General features: G+C 49.3%; 18 protein-coding genes and 1 tRNA gene. 8 read left to right on the top strand and 11 right to left on the bottom strand.

From position 1 onward, the window contains the following. The 10 genes from purM to CELL2_RS07760 form a co-directional block, all read right to left on the bottom strand. Entirely contained in the window at positions 1-936 is a 936-nt protein-coding gene (purM, locus tag CELL2_RS07715) for a phosphoribosylformylglycinamidine cyclo-ligase (RefSeq protein ID WP_004080012.1), read from the bottom strand. Beyond that, positions 933-2,126 (bottom strand): phosphoribosylamine--glycine ligase, encoded by a 1,194-nt coding sequence (gene purD, locus CELL2_RS07720; RefSeq protein WP_004080013.1) that lies wholly within the window; start codon positions 2,124-2,126, stop codon positions 933-935. Before purD ends, purM begins: the two co-directional genes overlap by 4 nt. A 12-nt stretch (positions 2,127-2,138) precedes the next feature. After that, complete coding sequence (locus CELL2_RS07725) at positions 2,139-3,497, bottom strand: bifunctional phosphoribosylaminoimidazolecarboxamide formyltransferase/inosine monophosphate cyclohydrolase (protein ID WP_004080014.1); 1,359 nt, start codon at positions 3,495-3,497, stop codon at positions 2,139-2,141. Next, positions 3,478-4,095 carry a phosphoribosylglycinamide formyltransferase gene (purN, locus tag CELL2_RS07730; RefSeq protein WP_012311197.1) on the bottom strand — a complete coding sequence of 206 codons (618 nt, stop codon included), beginning with the start codon at positions 4,093-4,095 and terminating at the stop codon, positions 3,478-3,480. The genes CELL2_RS07725 and purN overlap by 20 nt, the downstream gene beginning before the upstream one ends. Next, entirely contained in the window at positions 4,056-5,351 is a 1,296-nt protein-coding gene (gene purF, locus CELL2_RS07735) for an amidophosphoribosyltransferase (RefSeq protein ID WP_004080018.1), read from the bottom strand. Before purF ends, purN begins: the two co-directional genes overlap by 40 nt. A gap of 4 nt (positions 5,352-5,355) precedes the next feature. Continuing rightward, positions 5,356-7,167, bottom strand: coding sequence for a phosphoribosylformylglycinamidine synthase subunit PurL (gene purL, locus CELL2_RS07740; protein WP_128080980.1), 1,812 nt, complete (start codon positions 7,165-7,167; stop codon positions 5,356-5,358). Further along, a complete protein-coding gene (gene purQ, locus CELL2_RS07745) occupies positions 7,167-7,808 on the bottom strand; it encodes a phosphoribosylformylglycinamidine synthase subunit PurQ (protein WP_004080023.1) in 642 nt (213 codons plus the stop codon). The genes purL and purQ overlap by 1 nt, the downstream gene beginning before the upstream one ends. After that, a complete protein-coding gene (purS, locus tag CELL2_RS07750) occupies positions 7,805-8,053 on the bottom strand; it encodes a phosphoribosylformylglycinamidine synthase subunit PurS (RefSeq protein ID WP_004080026.1) in 249 nt (82 codons plus the stop codon). The genes purQ and purS overlap by 4 nt, the downstream gene beginning before the upstream one ends. Further along, positions 8,029-8,721 carry a phosphoribosylaminoimidazolesuccinocarboxamide synthase gene (locus CELL2_RS07755; protein ID WP_012311199.1) on the bottom strand — a complete coding sequence of 231 codons (693 nt, stop codon included), beginning with the start codon at positions 8,719-8,721 and terminating at the stop codon, positions 8,029-8,031. Before CELL2_RS07755 ends, purS begins: the two co-directional genes overlap by 25 nt. Before the next feature lie 114 nt (positions 8,722-8,835). Then, positions 8,836-8,912 (bottom strand) — tRNA-Pro (locus CELL2_RS07760). Between the two features lie 252 nt (positions 8,913-9,164). On the opposite strand from CELL2_RS07760, the gene CELL2_RS07765 reads away from it, so the two are divergent. Genes CELL2_RS07765 through CELL2_RS07780 form a run of 5 tightly spaced genes read left to right on the top strand, consistent with a single transcriptional unit; the run spans position 9,165 to position 12,872 of the window. Then, positions 9,165-9,464, top strand: a complete 300-nt coding sequence (locus CELL2_RS07765) for a hypothetical protein (RefSeq protein WP_241208650.1) — start codon at positions 9,165-9,167, stop codon at positions 9,462-9,464. 18 nt (positions 9,465-9,482) lie between these two features. After that, positions 9,483-10,127 carry a GTPase gene (locus tag CELL2_RS09680; protein WP_241208701.1) on the top strand — a complete coding sequence of 215 codons (645 nt, stop codon included), beginning with the start codon at positions 9,483-9,485 and terminating at the stop codon, positions 10,125-10,127. Between the two features lie 47 nt (positions 10,128-10,174). Then, entirely contained in the window at positions 10,175-10,555 is a 381-nt protein-coding gene (locus CELL2_RS09685; protein WP_241208651.1) for a DUF933 domain-containing protein, read from the top strand. Then, positions 10,548-10,916 (top strand): divergent PAP2 family protein, encoded by a 369-nt coding sequence (locus tag CELL2_RS07775; RefSeq protein WP_011943956.1) that lies wholly within the window; start codon positions 10,548-10,550, stop codon positions 10,914-10,916. Before CELL2_RS09685 ends, CELL2_RS07775 begins: the two co-directional genes overlap by 8 nt. A gap of 9 nt (positions 10,917-10,925) precedes the next feature. Beyond that, the gene (locus CELL2_RS07780; protein WP_038034342.1) at positions 10,926-12,872 is read left to right on the top strand and encodes an ATP-dependent helicase; all 1,947 of its coding nucleotides are present in this window, start codon (positions 10,926-10,928) and stop codon (positions 12,870-12,872) included. A gap of 4 nt (positions 12,873-12,876) precedes the next feature. Here the strand turns inward: CELL2_RS07780 and CELL2_RS07785 are convergent, their stop codons facing one another. After that, positions 12,877-13,944 (bottom strand): radical SAM protein, encoded by a 1,068-nt coding sequence (locus CELL2_RS07785; RefSeq protein ID WP_004080040.1) that lies wholly within the window; start codon positions 13,942-13,944, stop codon positions 12,877-12,879. 155 nt (positions 13,945-14,099) lie between these two features. On the opposite strand from CELL2_RS07785, the gene CELL2_RS07790 reads away from it, so the two are divergent. The 3 genes from CELL2_RS07790 to CELL2_RS07800 are packed head-to-tail and all read left to right on the top strand — an operon-like array spanning position 14,100 to position 17,044. After that, positions 14,100-15,362: an ABC transporter substrate-binding protein gene (locus CELL2_RS07790; RefSeq protein WP_004080042.1), complete on the top strand. Its 1,263-nt coding sequence runs from the start codon at positions 14,100-14,102 to the stop codon at positions 15,360-15,362. A gap of 42 nt (positions 15,363-15,404) precedes the next feature. Next, positions 15,405-16,250 (top strand): carbohydrate ABC transporter permease, encoded by an 846-nt coding sequence (locus CELL2_RS07795; RefSeq protein WP_038034339.1) that lies wholly within the window; start codon positions 15,405-15,407, stop codon positions 16,248-16,250. Then, the gene (locus tag CELL2_RS07800) at positions 16,247-17,044 is read left to right on the top strand and encodes a carbohydrate ABC transporter permease (RefSeq protein WP_010865285.1); all 798 of its coding nucleotides are present in this window, start codon (positions 16,247-16,249) and stop codon (positions 17,042-17,044) included. The genes CELL2_RS07795 and CELL2_RS07800 overlap by 4 nt, the downstream gene beginning before the upstream one ends. Positions 17,045-17,056 lie beyond the last annotated feature (12 nt).

A 17,056-nucleotide genomic window follows, 5' to 3' on the forward strand; every position in this document is an offset into this window, starting at 1 on the left:
TTATCCCCCCTCACCTCCGTACTCGATTCTCCAGTCTGAGGATACCTTCCCAACGACTGTTCCATCCACTCTGGCCAGAACCTCGTCCACCTTTTGTTTTTCCACGATCAGAAACATTCCAACACCCATGTTGAAGGTGTTGACCGCTTCGTTGAAGTCTACATATTTCAATATCCAATCAACGAAGTCCCTCTTTGGTAGAGAAACGTGCGCCCCAAGCTTTCCGAGGACTCTCTTCAGCGCCCTCACCACTCCCCCGCCGGTCACGTGTGCGATCCCTTTCACCAGGTCGAACAACTCGATGACTTCTCTGTATATGCGTGTTCCTTTCAGGAGTTCAAAGGGAAGTTCCTCGATCTTTATGGATTCCTCCTTTATGATCCTTCTTATGAGTGACCAGCCGTTCGAGTGGAACCCCGATGACGGAATACCAACGATCACATCCCCTTCTTTTATCTTATCAACCGGTATCCGTTTTTCTAAAACGCCGACAGCGAACCCCACAGCGTCCCAGTCTCCACGATACACATCGGGCATCTCAGCGGTCTCACCGCCCACCAGTTTCACATCCACGCTGTCAAGGACGTTTACGAGCTCTTTTATGAACGACTCGTGTTCTTCGGAGATTCTCTCGACCCCAAGGTAGTCCAGAAAGGCCACAGGCCTCGCTCCCACGCAGACCAGATCGTTGTAGTTCATACCCACAAGGTCCTCAGCCGCGTAGCGCCAGGTCCCATGCTTTCTGTGAAGGATGAGTTTGGTGCCGATCCCATCGGCCGTTACAACAACGGGAGGAGTTGTGATCGTGAGTATGGAAGCGTATCCCGTGGGCTCTTTCATCACCCATTCAGGAAGTTTTACAGCGCTTTTTATAGTTTTTGCGAAGCTTTCTCCCCTCTCGACATCGACTCCTGCTTCTCTGTAAGTGTATTTCATAAAGCGATATCCCTCCTGTAGGTCTTACCTTCGAAGTGGACCTTTTCCGCGAGTTCGTAAGCCTTTCTTCGTGCCTCTTCCTTCGTTTCTCCTGTTCCCATACAGTGAAGAACACGGCCGCCATTGGTCACAAGTTTTCCATCTTTCTCCGCGACTCCCGCGAAGAATATGAGACCTTCTTCGGGAAGGGTGATCTCTTTGCCCTTTTCGGGAGCGTCGGGATAGCCCCTCGCTGCGAGAACCACGTCCACGGCGAATCCACGCGGTTCCACCGGCTCCATTTTACCACCGCGGTATCCCTCGAGAACCGCGTTGACAAATCCTTCGGGATTCAACGTCACTATCACTTCTGTTTCTGGATCGCCCAGTCTCACATTGTACTCGAGTATGTAGGGATCACCATCGTGGAGCATGAGACCCAAGTAGAGGAACCCCCGGTACGCGTAGCCTTCTTTCTCCACTCCCCACAGAGTCTTATCGAAGAGCTCTTCGATCTTTTTGATCGTATCGGAAGGGATTTCTACAGGCCCCCAGGAGCCCATACCTCCCGTGTTCGGTCCCCTGTCACCGTCCATCAGTCTCTTGTAATCTCTGACGAAGGGAAGGATCACGAAATTTCTTCCATTCACAACCGCCATGGCGGAAAGCTCGTTCCCGGCGAGAAATTCATCTATCACAACAGGGCCTTTCACACCTTTTATGAGCTCTCCGATGATGAGTTTCGATCCCTTTTCGATGGTTTCTTCCTTAGAGTCGAGGATCAGAACACCCTTTCCTCGAGCGAGCCCGTCCGCCTTTATCACGTAAGGAGGAGAGAATTTTTTTATCTTCTCTCTCAATTCCTCTGGAGTTTCTGCCACTTCGAAACGAGCGGTTCTTATACCGTACTTCTTCATGAACCTTTTGGCATAGACCTTGGATCCTTCGAGCCTTGCGACCTCTTTCACCGGGCCAAAGACGTTGGATCTCCAGTTCGAGACCCCTTCTACCAGGAATTCCTCGGATCCCGGTATCACGATGTCTTCTTCGGGAATGGCTTTCAAGGTTTTTTCCCCTTCATAGGGATGGTTCGTTCCATCTCTCTTCGTTCCGGCGTTTCCCGGATAGAAGTGGACTTCGTACCCCTGCTTTGCGAAAGCCCATCCTATCGCGTGTTCCCTTCCTCCAGAACCGAGTATGTGTACCCTCACCGCTTTCACCCCTCAGTGCCTGAAAACCCTGCTCGGAGCTTTGTAGAACGTGATTCCAAGTTCTCTGGCTTTTTCGATCACTTCTTCGTCTCTTATGGATCCGAGAGGAGCGACCACCGCTTTCACACCAGCCTGAGCGAGTATTTCGAGCGAGTCCGGGAACGGGAAGAACGCATCGGAAGCCGCAACCGCTCCCTTCGCTTTTTCTCCTGCCATCACGGTGGCGATCCAGGCAGCTCTCTTTCTCGAAGGCTGCCCGCTCCCTATTCCCACAGTTACACCGTCTTTTGCTATGAGAACAGCGTTGGATTTCGCTCCTTCCACAACACGGTAAGCGAATTCCAGATCCTCAAGCTCTTTTTCCGAGAGAGGCTCTCCAACTACCAGTTCAAAATTCCCTTCGGGGTACTTTCTTTCACTCAGGACGAGAGAACCGAATGCCATCTTTCCAGCCCACGAAGCGTAATCCCCAGGCTTCAAGAGACGCACTTTTTTCTTAGAGAGAACCTCGATCGCTTCCTGTGTGAAGGAAGGTGCCACGATCACCTCGAGGTACTTTTTCAATGACTTCGCAACTTCTTCGTCCATTTCGAAGTTCACGGCCAGGATCCCTCCAAAACTGGATTCGTCGTCCGCCTCGATGGCCTTCTTCACGATTTCCACTTTGTCTTCTCCTATCGCAGCACCACAGGGAGATTGGTGTTTCACCACAACCGCACCCATCCTCGGCAGGTTCTTCGCCATGAACCACGCGTTTTCCGCGTCTAAGATGTTGTTGAATGAGATTGTCTTTCCTTCGTGCAGAATCTCAAAAGCTGGTTTTCCATACACAAACGCTTTTTCGTGAGGGTTCTCTCCGTACCTCAGCTGAAGATCTTCCCTCTTGAAGGCGAGAGAAATACCCTCGACAAACTGGTTGGCCCTTATCGAATCGTACACACTGGTGAACGCAAAGGTCATTCCAGCGAGGTACTTTCTCGTCTCTTCGTCGTCTATCTCAATCGCGAGTTTGAGTGTTTCCATGTCGAAAGCGGGTTTCACCTTTTTCCAGTTTTTGGCAGCTGCTCGAAGAAGAGCGACTCCTCCTATGTCGATGTCTGGGGGTGGATATAGGTCCACAAAGACCACATCCCATCTGGGTTCCGGTCCGAGGATGCCGGCGAATATCTCCGGGTGGAGGGTCTTCACGAGCCCTCCGAGGAGATTCTCGAAACCCGTTATGGTGCTCACGTCGTTTGCTTCTATTCCGTTTGATTTCAAAAACTTGGCGGTGCCGGAGCTCGCCCAGATCTCCCAGCCTTTTTCGTGGAGTTCTCTCAGAATATCCAGATATTTTTCTTTCTCGTAGAGACTAACCAATATCCTCTTCAAGGATAACCCTCCTTCCTTCGATCTTCCATTTTCCTTCCAGTACCTTTTGAATGACGAGCGGATAATACCGATGTTCTATCTTATGGATCTCTTCTTCCAGTCTTTCGAGAGACCAGTCTTTCTTTATTTCAACTGCTTTCTGAAAGATGATGGGACCGGTGTCGACTCCCTCATCAACGAAGTGGATGGTGATTCCTGTGACCTTCACACCGTATTCGTAGGCCTTCTCGATGGCGTGGGTCCCGGGGAACGCGGGAAGAAGCGAAGGGTGGATGTTGACGATCTTCCACTTCCACCTTTCGACGATCTCCGCCGGAAGAATCCTCATGAAACCGGCGAGGACCACGAGGTCGGGATTCAACTCTTCGAGTCTTTTTTTCAGAGACTCTGCCCAGGGTTTCTCGAGCCTTTCCCAGGGGATCTGCAGTCTTTTCGCTCGCTCTATTGCGTAGCAGTTTCTGTCCACAAGGAGCATCTGGATTTCCGCACTCAATTCACCGCTTCGCGCTGCGTTCACGATCGCTTCGAAATTGCTTCCGTTTCCCGAAGCGAGAACGACTATTCGTGGAGGTACTCCCCGCTGAAGCACGCTACACACAGTTCACTCCTCCCAATGGCTCTTTTCAACCCTTCGAGTGAAAGGTAAAAGAGAGAGTCTGCGTTGACTATTTTTTTCACTTCTTCCACGGCACGTTCTCCCGCGACGAGCTCTTTCTTTCTGGCGGTATCTATTCCGTAGAAACAGGGAAAACGTACAGGTGGAGAGTGTATGCCAACGTGTACTTCCTTCGCACCCGCCTCTCTCAATATCTTCACGATGATGCCCATGGTTGTTCCTCTGACGATCGAATCATCGATTACAACAACCCTCTTTCCACTCACAACGTCTTCTATGGGGACGAGTTTTTTCTTGACGATCTTTTCCCTGTCCACCGGCATGATGAAACTTCTTCCCACATATCTGTTCCTCATGAGACCGATGTCGAGAGGTATACCCGAAGCCGAAGAAAATCCCATCGCTCCGGAAAGTCCGGAGTCCAGCACCGGAACGACCACGTCCGCTTCTATCGGGTTTTCTCTGTAGAGTTCTTCACCCATTCTGTAACGGGCTATGTGTACACTCTGATCGAGAAAGTGACTGTCCGGCCTCGCGAAATAGATGAATTCGAAGGAGCAGAACCGCTTTTCTTTTTTGGAGAACCTCACCGTTTCTGTGCCTTTGTTCGAGAAGAACACGACCGTTCCAGAGGGAACTTCTTCTATGTCTTCCACACCTATCGCTTTCAGCGCTGCGTCTTCCGATGCCACAACGATTCCATCACCGTATTTTCCATAGAACAGGGGACGGACGCCGTATGGGTCTCTCGCCGCAGCGAGGAATTCTTCGTGTAGAATGAGAAGTGAGTAGGCAAGAGGGACTTTCTTCAGCGCTTTCACTATGGACTCTTTCAGGTCACCTTCAGACATCGAGATGAGATGAAGGAAGACCTCCGAGTCGAGCGAGCTCTGGAAAACCGCTCCTTTTTCTTTGAGCATCTCTATCCACTTTTCGCCGTTGGGTATGTTTCCGTTGTGAGCGATCGCGAGCCTTCCCTTTCTCGTGAACGCCACGATTGGCTGAATGTCCTCGAGCGATCCTGCCGTGGAGTACCTTACGTGTCCAATACCCTTTTCAGCGTCTTCCCACCTGTCTTCGGTGAGAACGGTGTCTACGAGTCCTTTTCCTTTTATCGTTTTGAACCCGTCTACCACAACACCCACACTTTCCTGTCCTCTATGCTGAAGACCGAGAAGCACGTCGTGAAGGACAGAAAAGGCATCTTTCACATTCCAGACTCCTGCGATTCCGCACATATCATCACCTCGAGAGCGTTCCGATCTCCTTCACAGGAACATCGACTACGGGAGTTCTCTCAGAGAAGACGAGCACCATCTGATGCGCCGGCCTCACTTCTGGCAGTTTCACTTCGATCTTCAAGCCGTACTCTCTGAAAGTCTCCACGTGAGTTCTCGTCAGAAGCTGTGACGAAGAGAGGATGAAAGCACCTTCTTCTGAGAGTTTTCTTATGGCTCTCCAGAGTTCTTTTTCCCTTTCGAGTTCGAAGTCGTTCCATCCCACCGCGAACACCTTCGAAGGCTTCGGTTTTGCCACTTTCTGCGGGTTCACCTTCCCCAACATTCCCACAACCAGGGTGGGTGGAATGGGTTTTCCCTGGTACGTGTTGTAGAGAGAAGCGTTTCCCGATGCAACGGGAACACCGGAGAATTCGCAAGCGTTCTTGAGAGCGGTCATCATGGCCGAAAGTCCCACCGGATCAACATCGGGATCCCCGTAGTTCACGCAGTTCGTTATAGCGAGGGGTTCCGCACCAACGCTGAGCGTCTTTCTCACACTCTCGAGCACGGCTATGAAGGTTCCCCAGTAGGTATCCTGAAGAGCCAGATCCGCCCTGCTGTGTGTGACGAGGGAGTACCCCCCGTCTCTCTTTATTCTCATCACGGCCGCGCCGAATCCGGGTGGAACCACGGTATCCGTTCCGACCATGTGATCGTACTGCTCGAAGACTTCCCTCGCGTTCACCTCTTCGAATTCCACCCTTTTGAACTCTGGGATCTTTCCGGGTATGTATTCGACTATGTCCTCTTCTGGGGCGTTTGCGAGGAGCTGGACGGGAACTTCCATGACGAGATCGTTTCTGTACATCACCCTGTAAACTGGTTCTTCTATCACTTCGGCAACGACATCGCCGAAAAGAAGGTGCTTCCTGGCTATTTCCAGAATGCGGCTCGCCTTCTGAGGTGATGTGACGACCGCCATTCTTTCTTGGCTTTCGCTTATGAGGATTTCCCAGGGCTCCATATCCGGTTCTCTCAGGGGAACACGGTCCAGATGAACGATCGCTCCGAGATTCCCCTTCGCTACGAGTTCCGAAGTTGCGGACAGCACACCGCCCGCTCCCAGATCCTGAGCTCCTTCCACGAGTCCCTCTTCCACCATCTCCAGGAACGCTTCTATGAGCATCTTTTCAGCGAACGGGTCACCAACCTGAATTGAAAGCTTGGTTGCCTTATCACCCGTGAGATCCTCCGAAGCGAAAGACGCCCCGTGGATTCCGTCCCTTCCTGTGGCTCCTCCGAAGATCACTATGACCTGTCCCGGTCTCGATGCTTTCGAATCGACCAGCATGTCGTTTCTCACAACACCCGCTGCGAGCACGTTCACGAGGGGGTTGTGCGCGTATAGTGAGGAGATCCTGAGTTCTCCACCGACCGTTGGAACGCCTATGGAATTACCGTAATCGGCTATTCCCTCTATGATACCGTCTATGATTCGGGACATGTGGAGTGAATCGAATATGGCCGTTGGGCGGGCTCCCATCGCGAGGACGTCTCTGATGATTCCACCGACACCCGTTGCTGCACCGTTGTAAGGTTCTATCGCACTCGGGTGATTGTGGCTCTCTATCTTGAAAGCAACGGAATAGTAATCATCCAGGTTCACCACACCCGCGTTTCCCTCAAAACCCGTTTTCGGTAATCTTCTTATGTATTTCTTCGTGTGGGAGTATCCACAGTGTTCGCTCCACATGACTGAAAAAGCCTGAAGCTCGACGAAGGTGGGTTCTCTTCCAAGCTTCTCCTTGAGAATGTTCAGATATCTCAACTTCATCACCTCTTCAAGTAGTTGAGGATGGACTGGAACACTTTCTTTCCGTCTTCTCCGCCTATGAGTTCTTCAACCGCCCTTTCCGGGTGGGGCATGAGACCGAAGACGTTTCCGCTCTCGTTCAGAACACCCGCTATTCGTTCGTCTGAGCCGTTCACGTCTTTGACGTATCTGAGAACCACGTTCACGTCATCTATCTTCACGTATCTTCCAAAGCCGTGTGCTATCGGTATTCTTATCTTTTCTCCCTTTTCGAAAGCGTTCGTGAACGGTGTGTCGTTGTTTTCCACGATCAGATCCACCCATTTGCAGATGAACTTTCCAGACGAATTTTGAAGAAGGGCTCCTTTCAGGAGTCCCATCTCTATGAGGATCTGAAATCCGTTGCATATTCCCATTATCAGCTTTCCTCTTTCAGCGGCTTTTGCTATTTCAAAGGCGATTTTTTCTCTTGCGGCAACGGCACCGGGTCTCAGATAGTCTCCGTAGGAAAACCCTCCAGGTAGAATGATCAGTTCGTAGTCGTCCAGCTTGTCGTCCAGCCCGACGTAACTGGGCTCGAAGCCGTTTATTTCCAGAGCGTGGTACGCGTCTCTGTCACAGTTGGAACCAGGATAGACCACTACACAAGCTCTGGGCTTCACAGCTCCCTCACCTCATATTCCTCAACAACCGGGTTCACCAGGAGTTCTTCGCAGGCTTTCTTTACGATTTCGTACGCTTTTTCTTTGTTTTCTGCTTCTACTTCGAGGTGGATGGACTTCCCAAGTCTCAACTTTTTCACGGGAAGACCTTTTTCTTCCCTCAGAACACGTTCGATCGTTTCTCCGCGCGGATCCCTCACGTTGCTCCTGTACTGAACGTCTATTGCGAATTTAAAGAGCGGCAAAGTTCCAGCACCTCCCTGTACTTTTTTAAGGGATCACCAAGATCCCTTCTGTACACATCTTTATCGAAGATTTCACCCTTATTTCTCAATCTGAACGTGTCGGGAGAGATTTCGTCACCGAGAACGACGTTTCCGTCTTTGTCGAGTCCAAACTCGTACTTTATGTCCCAGAGTTCGAAGTTCGCCCTTTCAAAAAACTCTTTGAGAGCAAGAGTTATTTTCACCGCCGCTTCTTTCATCTTTTCTGCCTGCTTTTTTGTTGCGATGCCGAGTATTTCGAGATGATCGACACAGACCATTGGATCGTGTCTTTCGTCGTCTTTTATGAAGAACTCAACGAGGGGAACTGGAAGGTCTTCCCCTTCAGCTCCACCATACCTTCTCACGAAAGATCCTGCCTTTTTCAATCTCACAACCACTTCGAGGGGGAACATTTTCAAAGGAATGACTTTCAGCGTTCGAGGGGGAATGTATTCAACGAGGTGGGTTTTGATGTCTTTCTCGGAGAGATATTTCATGAGGATGGCGGTCGTTTCTGCGCAGATGGATCCTTTACCCGTTAGAACATCGTGCTTCAATCCGTCACCAGCGGTTATATCATCTTTGAACTCGAGCAGGGCATAATCGCCGGTGACCTTAACAATTTTTGTCTTTCCTTCGTAATTCACACGCTCGCCTCCCCGCCCTTTTTGAAAATTCTATACTTCAATCATGAATGAAAATTACATCGGAGGTAAACACTTTGAAAAAAACAGAAAAGCGGGAGCCCTTGCTCCCGTCCCTGGTCGGGGAGGCGGGACTTGAACCCGCGACCTCCAGATCCCGATTCTGGCGCTCTGGCCGTCTGAGCTACTCCCCGTAGCCTCTGGTATTATAACATATGATTTTGCACCGGGCAATCGTTTACCGATCGAACCCTTGACTTTTAAAACTTCTCCTGTATAATTCGAAGAGCGTAAAAAAATTTCTCAGGGGAGTGAAGAGCGTGGACTTCAGGTATATCCTCAGGATCCATATCAGTGAAGAGGCTGCAAAGGAGATTCTCAACAACGGTAAAATCCAAAAGTAAGCCAGCGAGGTAAAGAACAAACTCTACTACGACAACGCTCTGGTGATCGAGTCAGAACCGGGTTACGATGTGGATGAAGATCTCATCATGATGGTGATCACTGCCTATGGAAAACCTGCCAAAGCGGAAGGATACCTTGTAGTCAACGGCAAGGAGAGGAAAGTGTTCGACGGCATGCTTGATCCAAGAAAGCCTCTGTCCATTCATCAGACGGAAACTGAACAGGAGTTCGAGGAAGAAGAAGATGAATACGACGAGGATGAAGATTTTGACCTTTTCAACGAAGAGGATTTCTTCGACGAGGAAGAAGAAGATTTCTTTGACGAAGAAGATGAATACTGAGGTGATACTTTGGAGAGGGTGGGAATAGTAGGTCTTCCCAACGCGGGGAAATCTTCCTTTTTCAACTTCCTGACCGACAACAGCGTACCTGCGGAAAGTTTTCCTTTTTGCACGATTGAACCGAACGTGGGGATTTTCGTTGTGCCGGATGAAAGGATAGAGCTCCTCGCGAAGAACGAAGGATCGAAAAAGGTGGTTCATCCTTTCGTGGAGGTTGTGGACATAGCGGGACTCGTCAAGGGAGCCAGCAAAGGAGAAGGACTTGGAAACCAGTTCCTTGACCACATAAGCAAGGTGGATGTTATAGCCCATATCGTCCGTCTTTTTGAAGACGGAAGAGTTTCTCATCCGTATCAGAACGTGGATCCAAAAAGAGACATAGAAATAGTCGAAACCGAGCTCATACTCAAGGATCTCGAAACCGTTCAAAAGCGTCTCGAAAAGCGGATGAAAGTTGCAAGAACGGGAGACAAGGAAGCAAAGAGAGAGGTAGAACTCCTCCAGAATCTTCGGGAGTTTCTCTCTCAGGGTAAAAAGGCCTCGAAATTTCCAAGGCACGACAGATTCGAGGAAGAGGTGATCGAATCCCTCTTCCTCCTCACAGATAAACCTCAGATACTGGTTTTCAACGTCGATGAATTGGACGAAGAAAAAGAAAACTGATAGAAGAAATCGTCAAAGAAAAGGACGAGGAATACATTATAATAAACGTGAAGCTCGAAGAAGAATTGAAATTTCTCCCGGAAAAAGAGGCGGAAGTTTTCAGGAGAGAGTACAATCTTTTCGGTAACAAAAGGAGGGAGTTTTTCGAGAAGGTTTTGAAACTTCTGAACCTTATAAGATTTTTGACAGCGACGCAGAATGAGGCGAGAAGCTGGACTATAAAGAAAGGATCCACTGCCTATGAAGCGGCGGGTTTGATTCATTCAGATATACAGAAAGGGTTCATAAAGGCCGAAGTTATTCCTTTCGAAAGATACGTGGAATTTGGTTCTCTGAAAAAAGCACGTGAAGCCGGAGCTGTGGAAACACATGGAAAAGATTACATTGTAAGAGAGGGGGATGTGATCCATTTCCTATTCCGTGCTTGACGTCTGGAAGATTTTTCGGAGCACGCCGTTCACCACGGCTGTTATTTCTTTCCTGACGGCTCAGTTCATAAAGTTTCTGATCAAAAGAGACGTGAAGATGCTGAAGAGCTACGGTGGTATGCCCAGCGGTCATGTGGCCACCGTCTCTGGCCTTGCGTGGTCACTCGCCCGAAGCACGGGATTCGACTCTCCCTACACTTCCATCGCTGCCATTCTCCTTGTAATCATATTCATGGATGCCATCGTTCTGAGACCGGCTGTGAAGAAGGATCTGGGGCACAACTTTCTGGAGGCGCTCGCTGGCCTTGGACTCGGAATGCTCATCGCCCACATTTTCCCCGCGCGGCTCCATCTTTGGTGAGGTGAAGAGATGAAAGAATACCGGATAAGGCCCAAGGAAGCGAATCTTTCTTTTCTGGAAGATCTGGATGAGGAACAGAGAAAAGCAGTCGTTGAATCAGAGGGAAGATGCATTGTAATAGCAGGCCCGGGGTCTGGGAAAACCCGGGTTATCACGTACAAGATCGCCTATCTTCTGGCGAACGGTGTGGATCCTTCCAGGATTCTTCTGGTCACGTTCACCAGAGCAGCGGCGCGGGAAATGGTAGAGAGAGCGAAGACGGTGACCGGAAGAGAGCTTTCTGAGATGCTCGCCGGAACGTTCCACCATGTGTGCAACTACTTTTTGAGAAAGTACGCACCTTACGTGGGTTTGGAACGAAATTACTCTATCCTGGACAGAGAAGACGCGGAGAGCCTCATGAGGCATGCAAGAAGCAAGTACCTCGAAAGAAAGAGTAAAGAAGAGAGAAAAAACTTCCCCCAGCCTTCTGTTTTGATGGCTATATATTCTTATATGAAAAATACTCTCAAATCTTTGAGGGAAAGTATCGTAGTGAAGAATCCAAAGTTTCTGGACTTGAAAGAAGAAATCTCGGAGATCTTCGATCTCTACGAACAGGAAAAACGCTCTCAAAATGTGGTGGACTACGAAGACCTTCTCTTCTACGCTTACAGACTCTTAGAAGAGAACAAAGAAATAAGAGATCGAGAGGCGGAAAGATTCCTTTGGGTACTCGTTGATGAGTTCCAGGATACCAACTACGTTCAGTACAGGATAGTGGAACACCTATCGTCGAAACACGGCAACGTCCTGGCGGTTGGAGACGATGCCCAGAGTATTTACTCCTTTCGAGGGGCAAGGTACGAAAACGTTGAAGATTTCATAAAGGTATCCGGAACAAAAATCTTCAAGATCCAGACGAACTACAGAAGCACGGAAAGTATTGTGAAATTCATAAACGCCATGCTTCCGAAAAAATCCGTTCCAAAAGAACTGAAGCCGGTAAAGAAGGATGGTATGAAACCTGTTGTTGTCAAGACCTGGAATAGATACGAAGAAGCGCGGTTCGTGTCTCAGAGGATTCTCGAGTTAATAGAAGAAGGGTTCAAACCAGAAGAAATCGCAGTTCTCTACAGATCACATTCGCACTCTCTGGAGCTTCAGATGGAACTCGTTCGAAGTAGAATAGATTTCCGTGTGTTGTCTGGTCCCAGATTCACCGAGAGCGCCCACGTGAAGGACGTTCTTTCTTTTCTCAGAATCGTTCAAAATCCAAGGGACAAATCCGCATGGTTGAGGACTGCAAAGCTCTTCTACGGGATCGGTGACAGAACGGCTTCGAAGATAGCGGATCTCGCCAGCGCTTACGTGGAAGAAGGTCTGGATCCCTTCCAGGAACTGAAGAAAGTGAGTTTCAGTGGTGAGTACAGCAGGTTTATCGATATTCTCGATCAGATCAGAAAGCTCGATTCTCCTGGGGAAATGATAGAGCGCGTCCTGTCTTCTTTTTATTCCGAATATCTGGAAGCGAGGTATCCTGATTTCCGTGAAAGGGAGATGGATCTGGAAAGGCTCGTTGAAATAGCGTCTCGCTACACAAGTCTCGAATCCTTCCTGACGGATCTTGCTGTGACGGAAAACGTTGAAATAGAAAGAGAAATCTCTCAAAAAGAGGGAAAGGTCACTCTCACCACCGTTCATCAGGCAAAAGGGCTCGAGTGGAGAGTCGTTTTTGTCATCTCTGTGAATCCCGGAGACTTTCCGAATTATTTCGCGATATCCGAAGGGAATCTCGATGAGGAAGAGAGGATCTTCTACGTTGCCATAACAAGAGCAAAGGAACAGCTGTATATTTCCTACCAGGTCACCGGAACCTCCTACCCATACCGCGGAAACAGGTTCATCATGAGAAGCGGAGAGAATTTCATTGACAGAATACCGCTTGAACTCGTCGAGTTTTGGGAAGTGAAATGAGACTTTAGCTCAGAAGCCAAACGTTCTCCACGAACACCCTCTTCAGACCCTTTTCGAGTGCCTTCTGTTTCACTCTCTCCATGTGATGTTTTCTGGTGGTTGGAAGATCGCTCATCAGGTGCTGAGGAGCGAACGCAAGGAGAACAAGGGGAATTTCTGGATCCACCGATGAAATGAACCCTGCGATTCCTTCTATTTCCTTTTCGTCGATGTAGTGAGGTATTACAAGAACACTGATAACAAGAAGTGGTATTTCTCTTCCCTTACCCATGGAGGAAACCAGCTGCACGTTCTCCATGATTCTTCTAACGGCACTCTTCCCGTCAACTCCGGTCAGCGCTTCATAAACCTCCGGTGAAAAGGCCTTCCAGTCTATCTTGACTATGCCACCACTTTCGAGACTGACTCTGGCCATCCTCTCCATGATCCTGGGATGAGCAAGACCATTCGTTTCCCAGCAGATCCTTCGGCGATTTCCCAGCTTCACGGCAAACTCCAGTGCGAACACAGTCCAGGGAGTGGGATCTCCCCCGAAAAAGCACACACAGGAGACGCGTGGTTTCATAGCTATCTCAACGAGTTCGTCGATGTCCACGATCTTTCCTTCGGATATCCTTCCGTCTTTCACCATGTACTTGTGATCTATGTTCTGACAGAAGAGGCAGTCGAGGTTGCATCCTGCGAAGAAGACTGCGAAATTGTAAAAGCCCCTGTGTTCTCTTTCCGGACAGATAGGTAGTGCGACGCAGTTCGTTGGATGGGGATCGTAGTACCAGTGAAGGAAGGCCTTCCTGTGAGAGCCTGTTATATAGGAGAGCCTGCCTCCTTCGTTTCTGAGAACGCCGCAAAATCCTGTTTTCCCTTCCGGTATCACGCACGAATTGACGCAGAGGAAACACACCTTTCCTTCTTCACGAGCCCACCTTTCAACGGGAAGACCGATCTCTTCCCTCCATTTTCTGTGGGCCTTCCTTGCAAAATCCAGATTCCCCTTTCTCAGGCACTCCAGGCAGACACCTATCGAATCGCTGATCTCATCAAGTGAAAGACCACAAATCCTGCAGACTCCCATCTTGAAAAACCCTCCATAGAGTGTTCAAAAGGACGAATATCCCTTTTATGTTAACACCTCTTGACAAAGGGAGCAATTTTTTATTATGATATGGATGTAGAAAATTTTCTATCACATATCCAATTTTGAAAAATCTTTTCAAGGGGGTGTTCAAGGTGAGAAAGTGGTTGTTTTTCATGGTTCTTCTGATCGTTGCGGGTCTCATGTTCGGAAAGGTGAACTTCGCGTCCACACAGATGACACCCGCTGCTGAAAGGGAGTTCATGCTCAACAAACTCGCGGAATTTTCGAAGAAGAGCGGTATCGATGTGGAGTTCCTCAACTTCGAGTATCCACAGCTCTACAGCAGGCTCCAGGCGGAGATCAGAGCCGGTAAAAATACGCTGAACCTGATTGCAGACCTCCAGGGAAACCTCTACATAATGGCTTCCGAAGGATTTCTGAGCGATCTCAAGGATCTCAAATTCGAAGGAAAAACCTTCATCGAGACGCTTGAGAAGTTCGCTTATGTGAAAGGTGAAAAGGTGTTCATTCCCTGGCTCCAGGCAACTTACGTGATGGCCGTTAACAAAAAGGCGTTTGACTACCTGCCGCGCGGTCTTTCGAAAGAAGACGTCATCAGGGGGACGGAGAAGTGGACTTACGACGCTCTGCTCGAGTGGGCAAAGAACATCTATGAGAAGACGAAACAACCCCTTCTTGGCTTCCCGATCGGACCGAAGGGACTCTGGCACAGGTTCCTCCACGGCTACATCTATCCATCCTTCACGGGAGCGCAGGCTCTGAAGTTCGACAGTGTGAGGGCCGTTGAAATGTGGAACTATCTGAAGGAGCTCTTCAAATACGTACATCCGGCAAGCTCCACCTGGGACGGGATGGCCGATCCTCTCCTGAGAGAAGAAGTCTGGATCGCCTGGGATCACACTGCAAGACTCAAACCCGCGATCGTTGAAAAGCCTAACGATTTCGTTGTTGTACCGGTCCCAAGAGGGCCGATGGGTAGAGGGTACATCATAGTGCTCGTGGGCCTTGCCATACCGAAGGATGCGGACTTCGAAGAACCCGCGAAAGTGATAGACTTCCTCACTTCTCCAGAGATGCAGGTTGAAATCCTCAAGAACGTCGGTTTCTTCCCAGTGGTTCAGGAAGCCGTTGGTGCCGTGCCAGAAGGTGCCCTCAAAGTGCTCGCAGAAGGTGTGATAAATCAGTCCGCCACGAAGGATTCTATCGTTTCCTTCATACCGAGTCTTGGACCAAAGAGCGGAGAGTTCACCGAAACCTACAGAATGGCCTTCACGAGGATCGTCTTCCAGGGTGAAGACCCAGCGAAGGTAGTGAAGGAACTCGGTGAGCGAATCAGACAGCTGTTCAAAGAATCCGGAGCGGAACTTCCAGAACCCGACGCAAGTCTCTTCTGATACCCGGGGTGGGGATCCCCACCCCTTTTCCGGGGGTGCACCATGAGAGGGAAATGGATTTCTTTTCTTTTGATCCTTCCAGCTGTTCTTTATCTCGTTTTGTTGATGGGATATCCTCTCTTCGAAACGTTCAGACTCGCTTTTACAAGCGATGAAGGTTTTCTTGGAAATTTCAAGCGCCTTGTGGAGAATGGTGGTTTCTGGAACGCCATGAAAAACACCATTCTTCTCACAGCAGTGATCGTTCCCCTTCAGCTCATATTCGCACTGGGACTCGCTCTTTTCGTCAATCAGAAGTTCAAAGGTTACACGACGGTACTTTACTTTATAGCGATCCCACTGGCTCTGAGTGATGTGACAGCAGCACTCATGAGTTACACTATATTTTCGCCGAACGGCTATCTCAACAAAATTCTCATGAATTTGCATCTGATAGAAAGACCCATTTATTTCTTTGGATACATGTTCAAAGCGAGGGAATTCTGGGTGATCGTTCTCACGGAGGTGTGGAGGGCTACTCCCCTTGTTTTCATCATCCTCCTGGCGGGTCTTCAGTCGATAAACAAAGAGTATCTCGAAGCTGCAGATCTCTTCGGTTTTTCAAGATGGAAGAAATTCACAAAGATCATACTCCCGCTCTTGAAACCATCGATCATGTCGGCTCTCCTTCTGAGGACTCTCTTCGCGTTTCAGATATTCGGTGTGGTGTGGCTTCTTGCGGGAAGAGACATTCCCGTTCTCGCTGGTGAGACCTACTACTGGTACACCTTCATGAACGACCCAAAGATGGCCAGTGCGTACGCTCTCGTGATCGCTCTTGTCACCATCGTGGTTAGCTGGTTTTACATCACCTTCCTCAGTGCAAAACATTTAGAGGGGGCTCGATGATGAAGAAGTTTTTCATAATTTTTCTTTCGGTGATCATTTCCCTGTGGTTTCTGACACCGGTGTTCTTCATTGTTCTTGCGTCTCTAACACCGTCCTCGGATTACTACAATCCCAGCAGGATCTTTCCGAGTAGTCTCACACTGGAACATCTCTACAAGCTGTTCGTCACCCTCGGAGGTGGGAAAGCCACTCTGGTCAGTGTGCAGGTGGCGCTCATCTCGATAGGAATCTCTTTCCTGCTGGGGCTTCCAGCCGGATACGCCCTCACAAGGTACGTGTTTCCGGGAAAAAACATCATCAGACTTTCCATGCTTATGACAAGATCGATTCCGTTGATTGTGGTGGCGGTACCTCTTGTGGTTCTTTACATGAGGTTTAACCTCGCGGATACCACGCTTGGTGTGGCACTGGCTCACGCTTCCATGATACTTCCGTTCGTCGTTCTCATCACATCCAGTGTTTTCTCCGGAATCTCTGTCGAATACGAAGAAGCGGGGATGGTCTTCGGTCTCAGCAGATTCCAGGCGTTTATAAGGATCACGCTGCCTCTTGCTCTTCCTGGCCTCGCCGCATCTGCCATATTCGCCTTCATCATGTCCTGGAACGAAGTCTTCGCTTCTTCGATCCTCACACTCACGAACAGAACACTTCCAGCACACATTCTGAACACCGCCATGGCATCACCGGACTACTTCAAGTTCGCTGCGGGAACGATCATGGCCGTTCCTGCGATGGTCTTCATATTCTTCATAAGGAAATATCTTGTAAGCATGTGGGGTATCACCCTGAAATGAGAGGTGATCGAT

It is taken from the genome of Thermotoga sp. Cell2, from assembly GCF_000789375.1.
GTDB classification, from domain to species: Bacteria; Thermotogota; Thermotogae; order Thermotogales; family Thermotogaceae; genus Thermotoga; species Thermotoga petrophila.

Coding starts and splice junctions, on each gene's coding strand:
- purF (WP_004080018.1), bottom strand. CDS start 5,351: ATGTGCGGAATCGCAGGAGTCTGGAATGTGAAAGATGCCTTTTCTGTC.
- CELL2_RS07780 (WP_038034342.1), top strand. CDS start 10,926: ATGAAAGAATACCGGATAAGGCCCAAGGAAGCGAATCTTTCTTTTCTG.
- purL (WP_128080980.1), bottom strand. CDS start 7,167: ATGAAGTTGAGATATCTGAACATTCTCAAGGAGAAGCTTGGAAGAGAA.
- purM (WP_004080012.1), bottom strand. CDS start 936: ATGAAATACACTTACAGAGAAGCAGGAGTCGATGTCGAGAGGGGAGAA.
- CELL2_RS07800 (WP_010865285.1), top strand. CDS start 16,247: ATGATGAAGAAGTTTTTCATAATTTTTCTTTCGGTGATCATTTCCCTG.
- CELL2_RS07785 (WP_004080040.1), bottom strand. CDS start 13,944: ATGGGAGTCTGCAGGATTTGTGGTCTTTCACTTGATGAGATCAGCGAT.
- CELL2_RS07795 (WP_038034339.1), top strand. CDS start 15,405: ATGAGAGGGAAATGGATTTCTTTTCTTTTGATCCTTCCAGCTGTTCTT.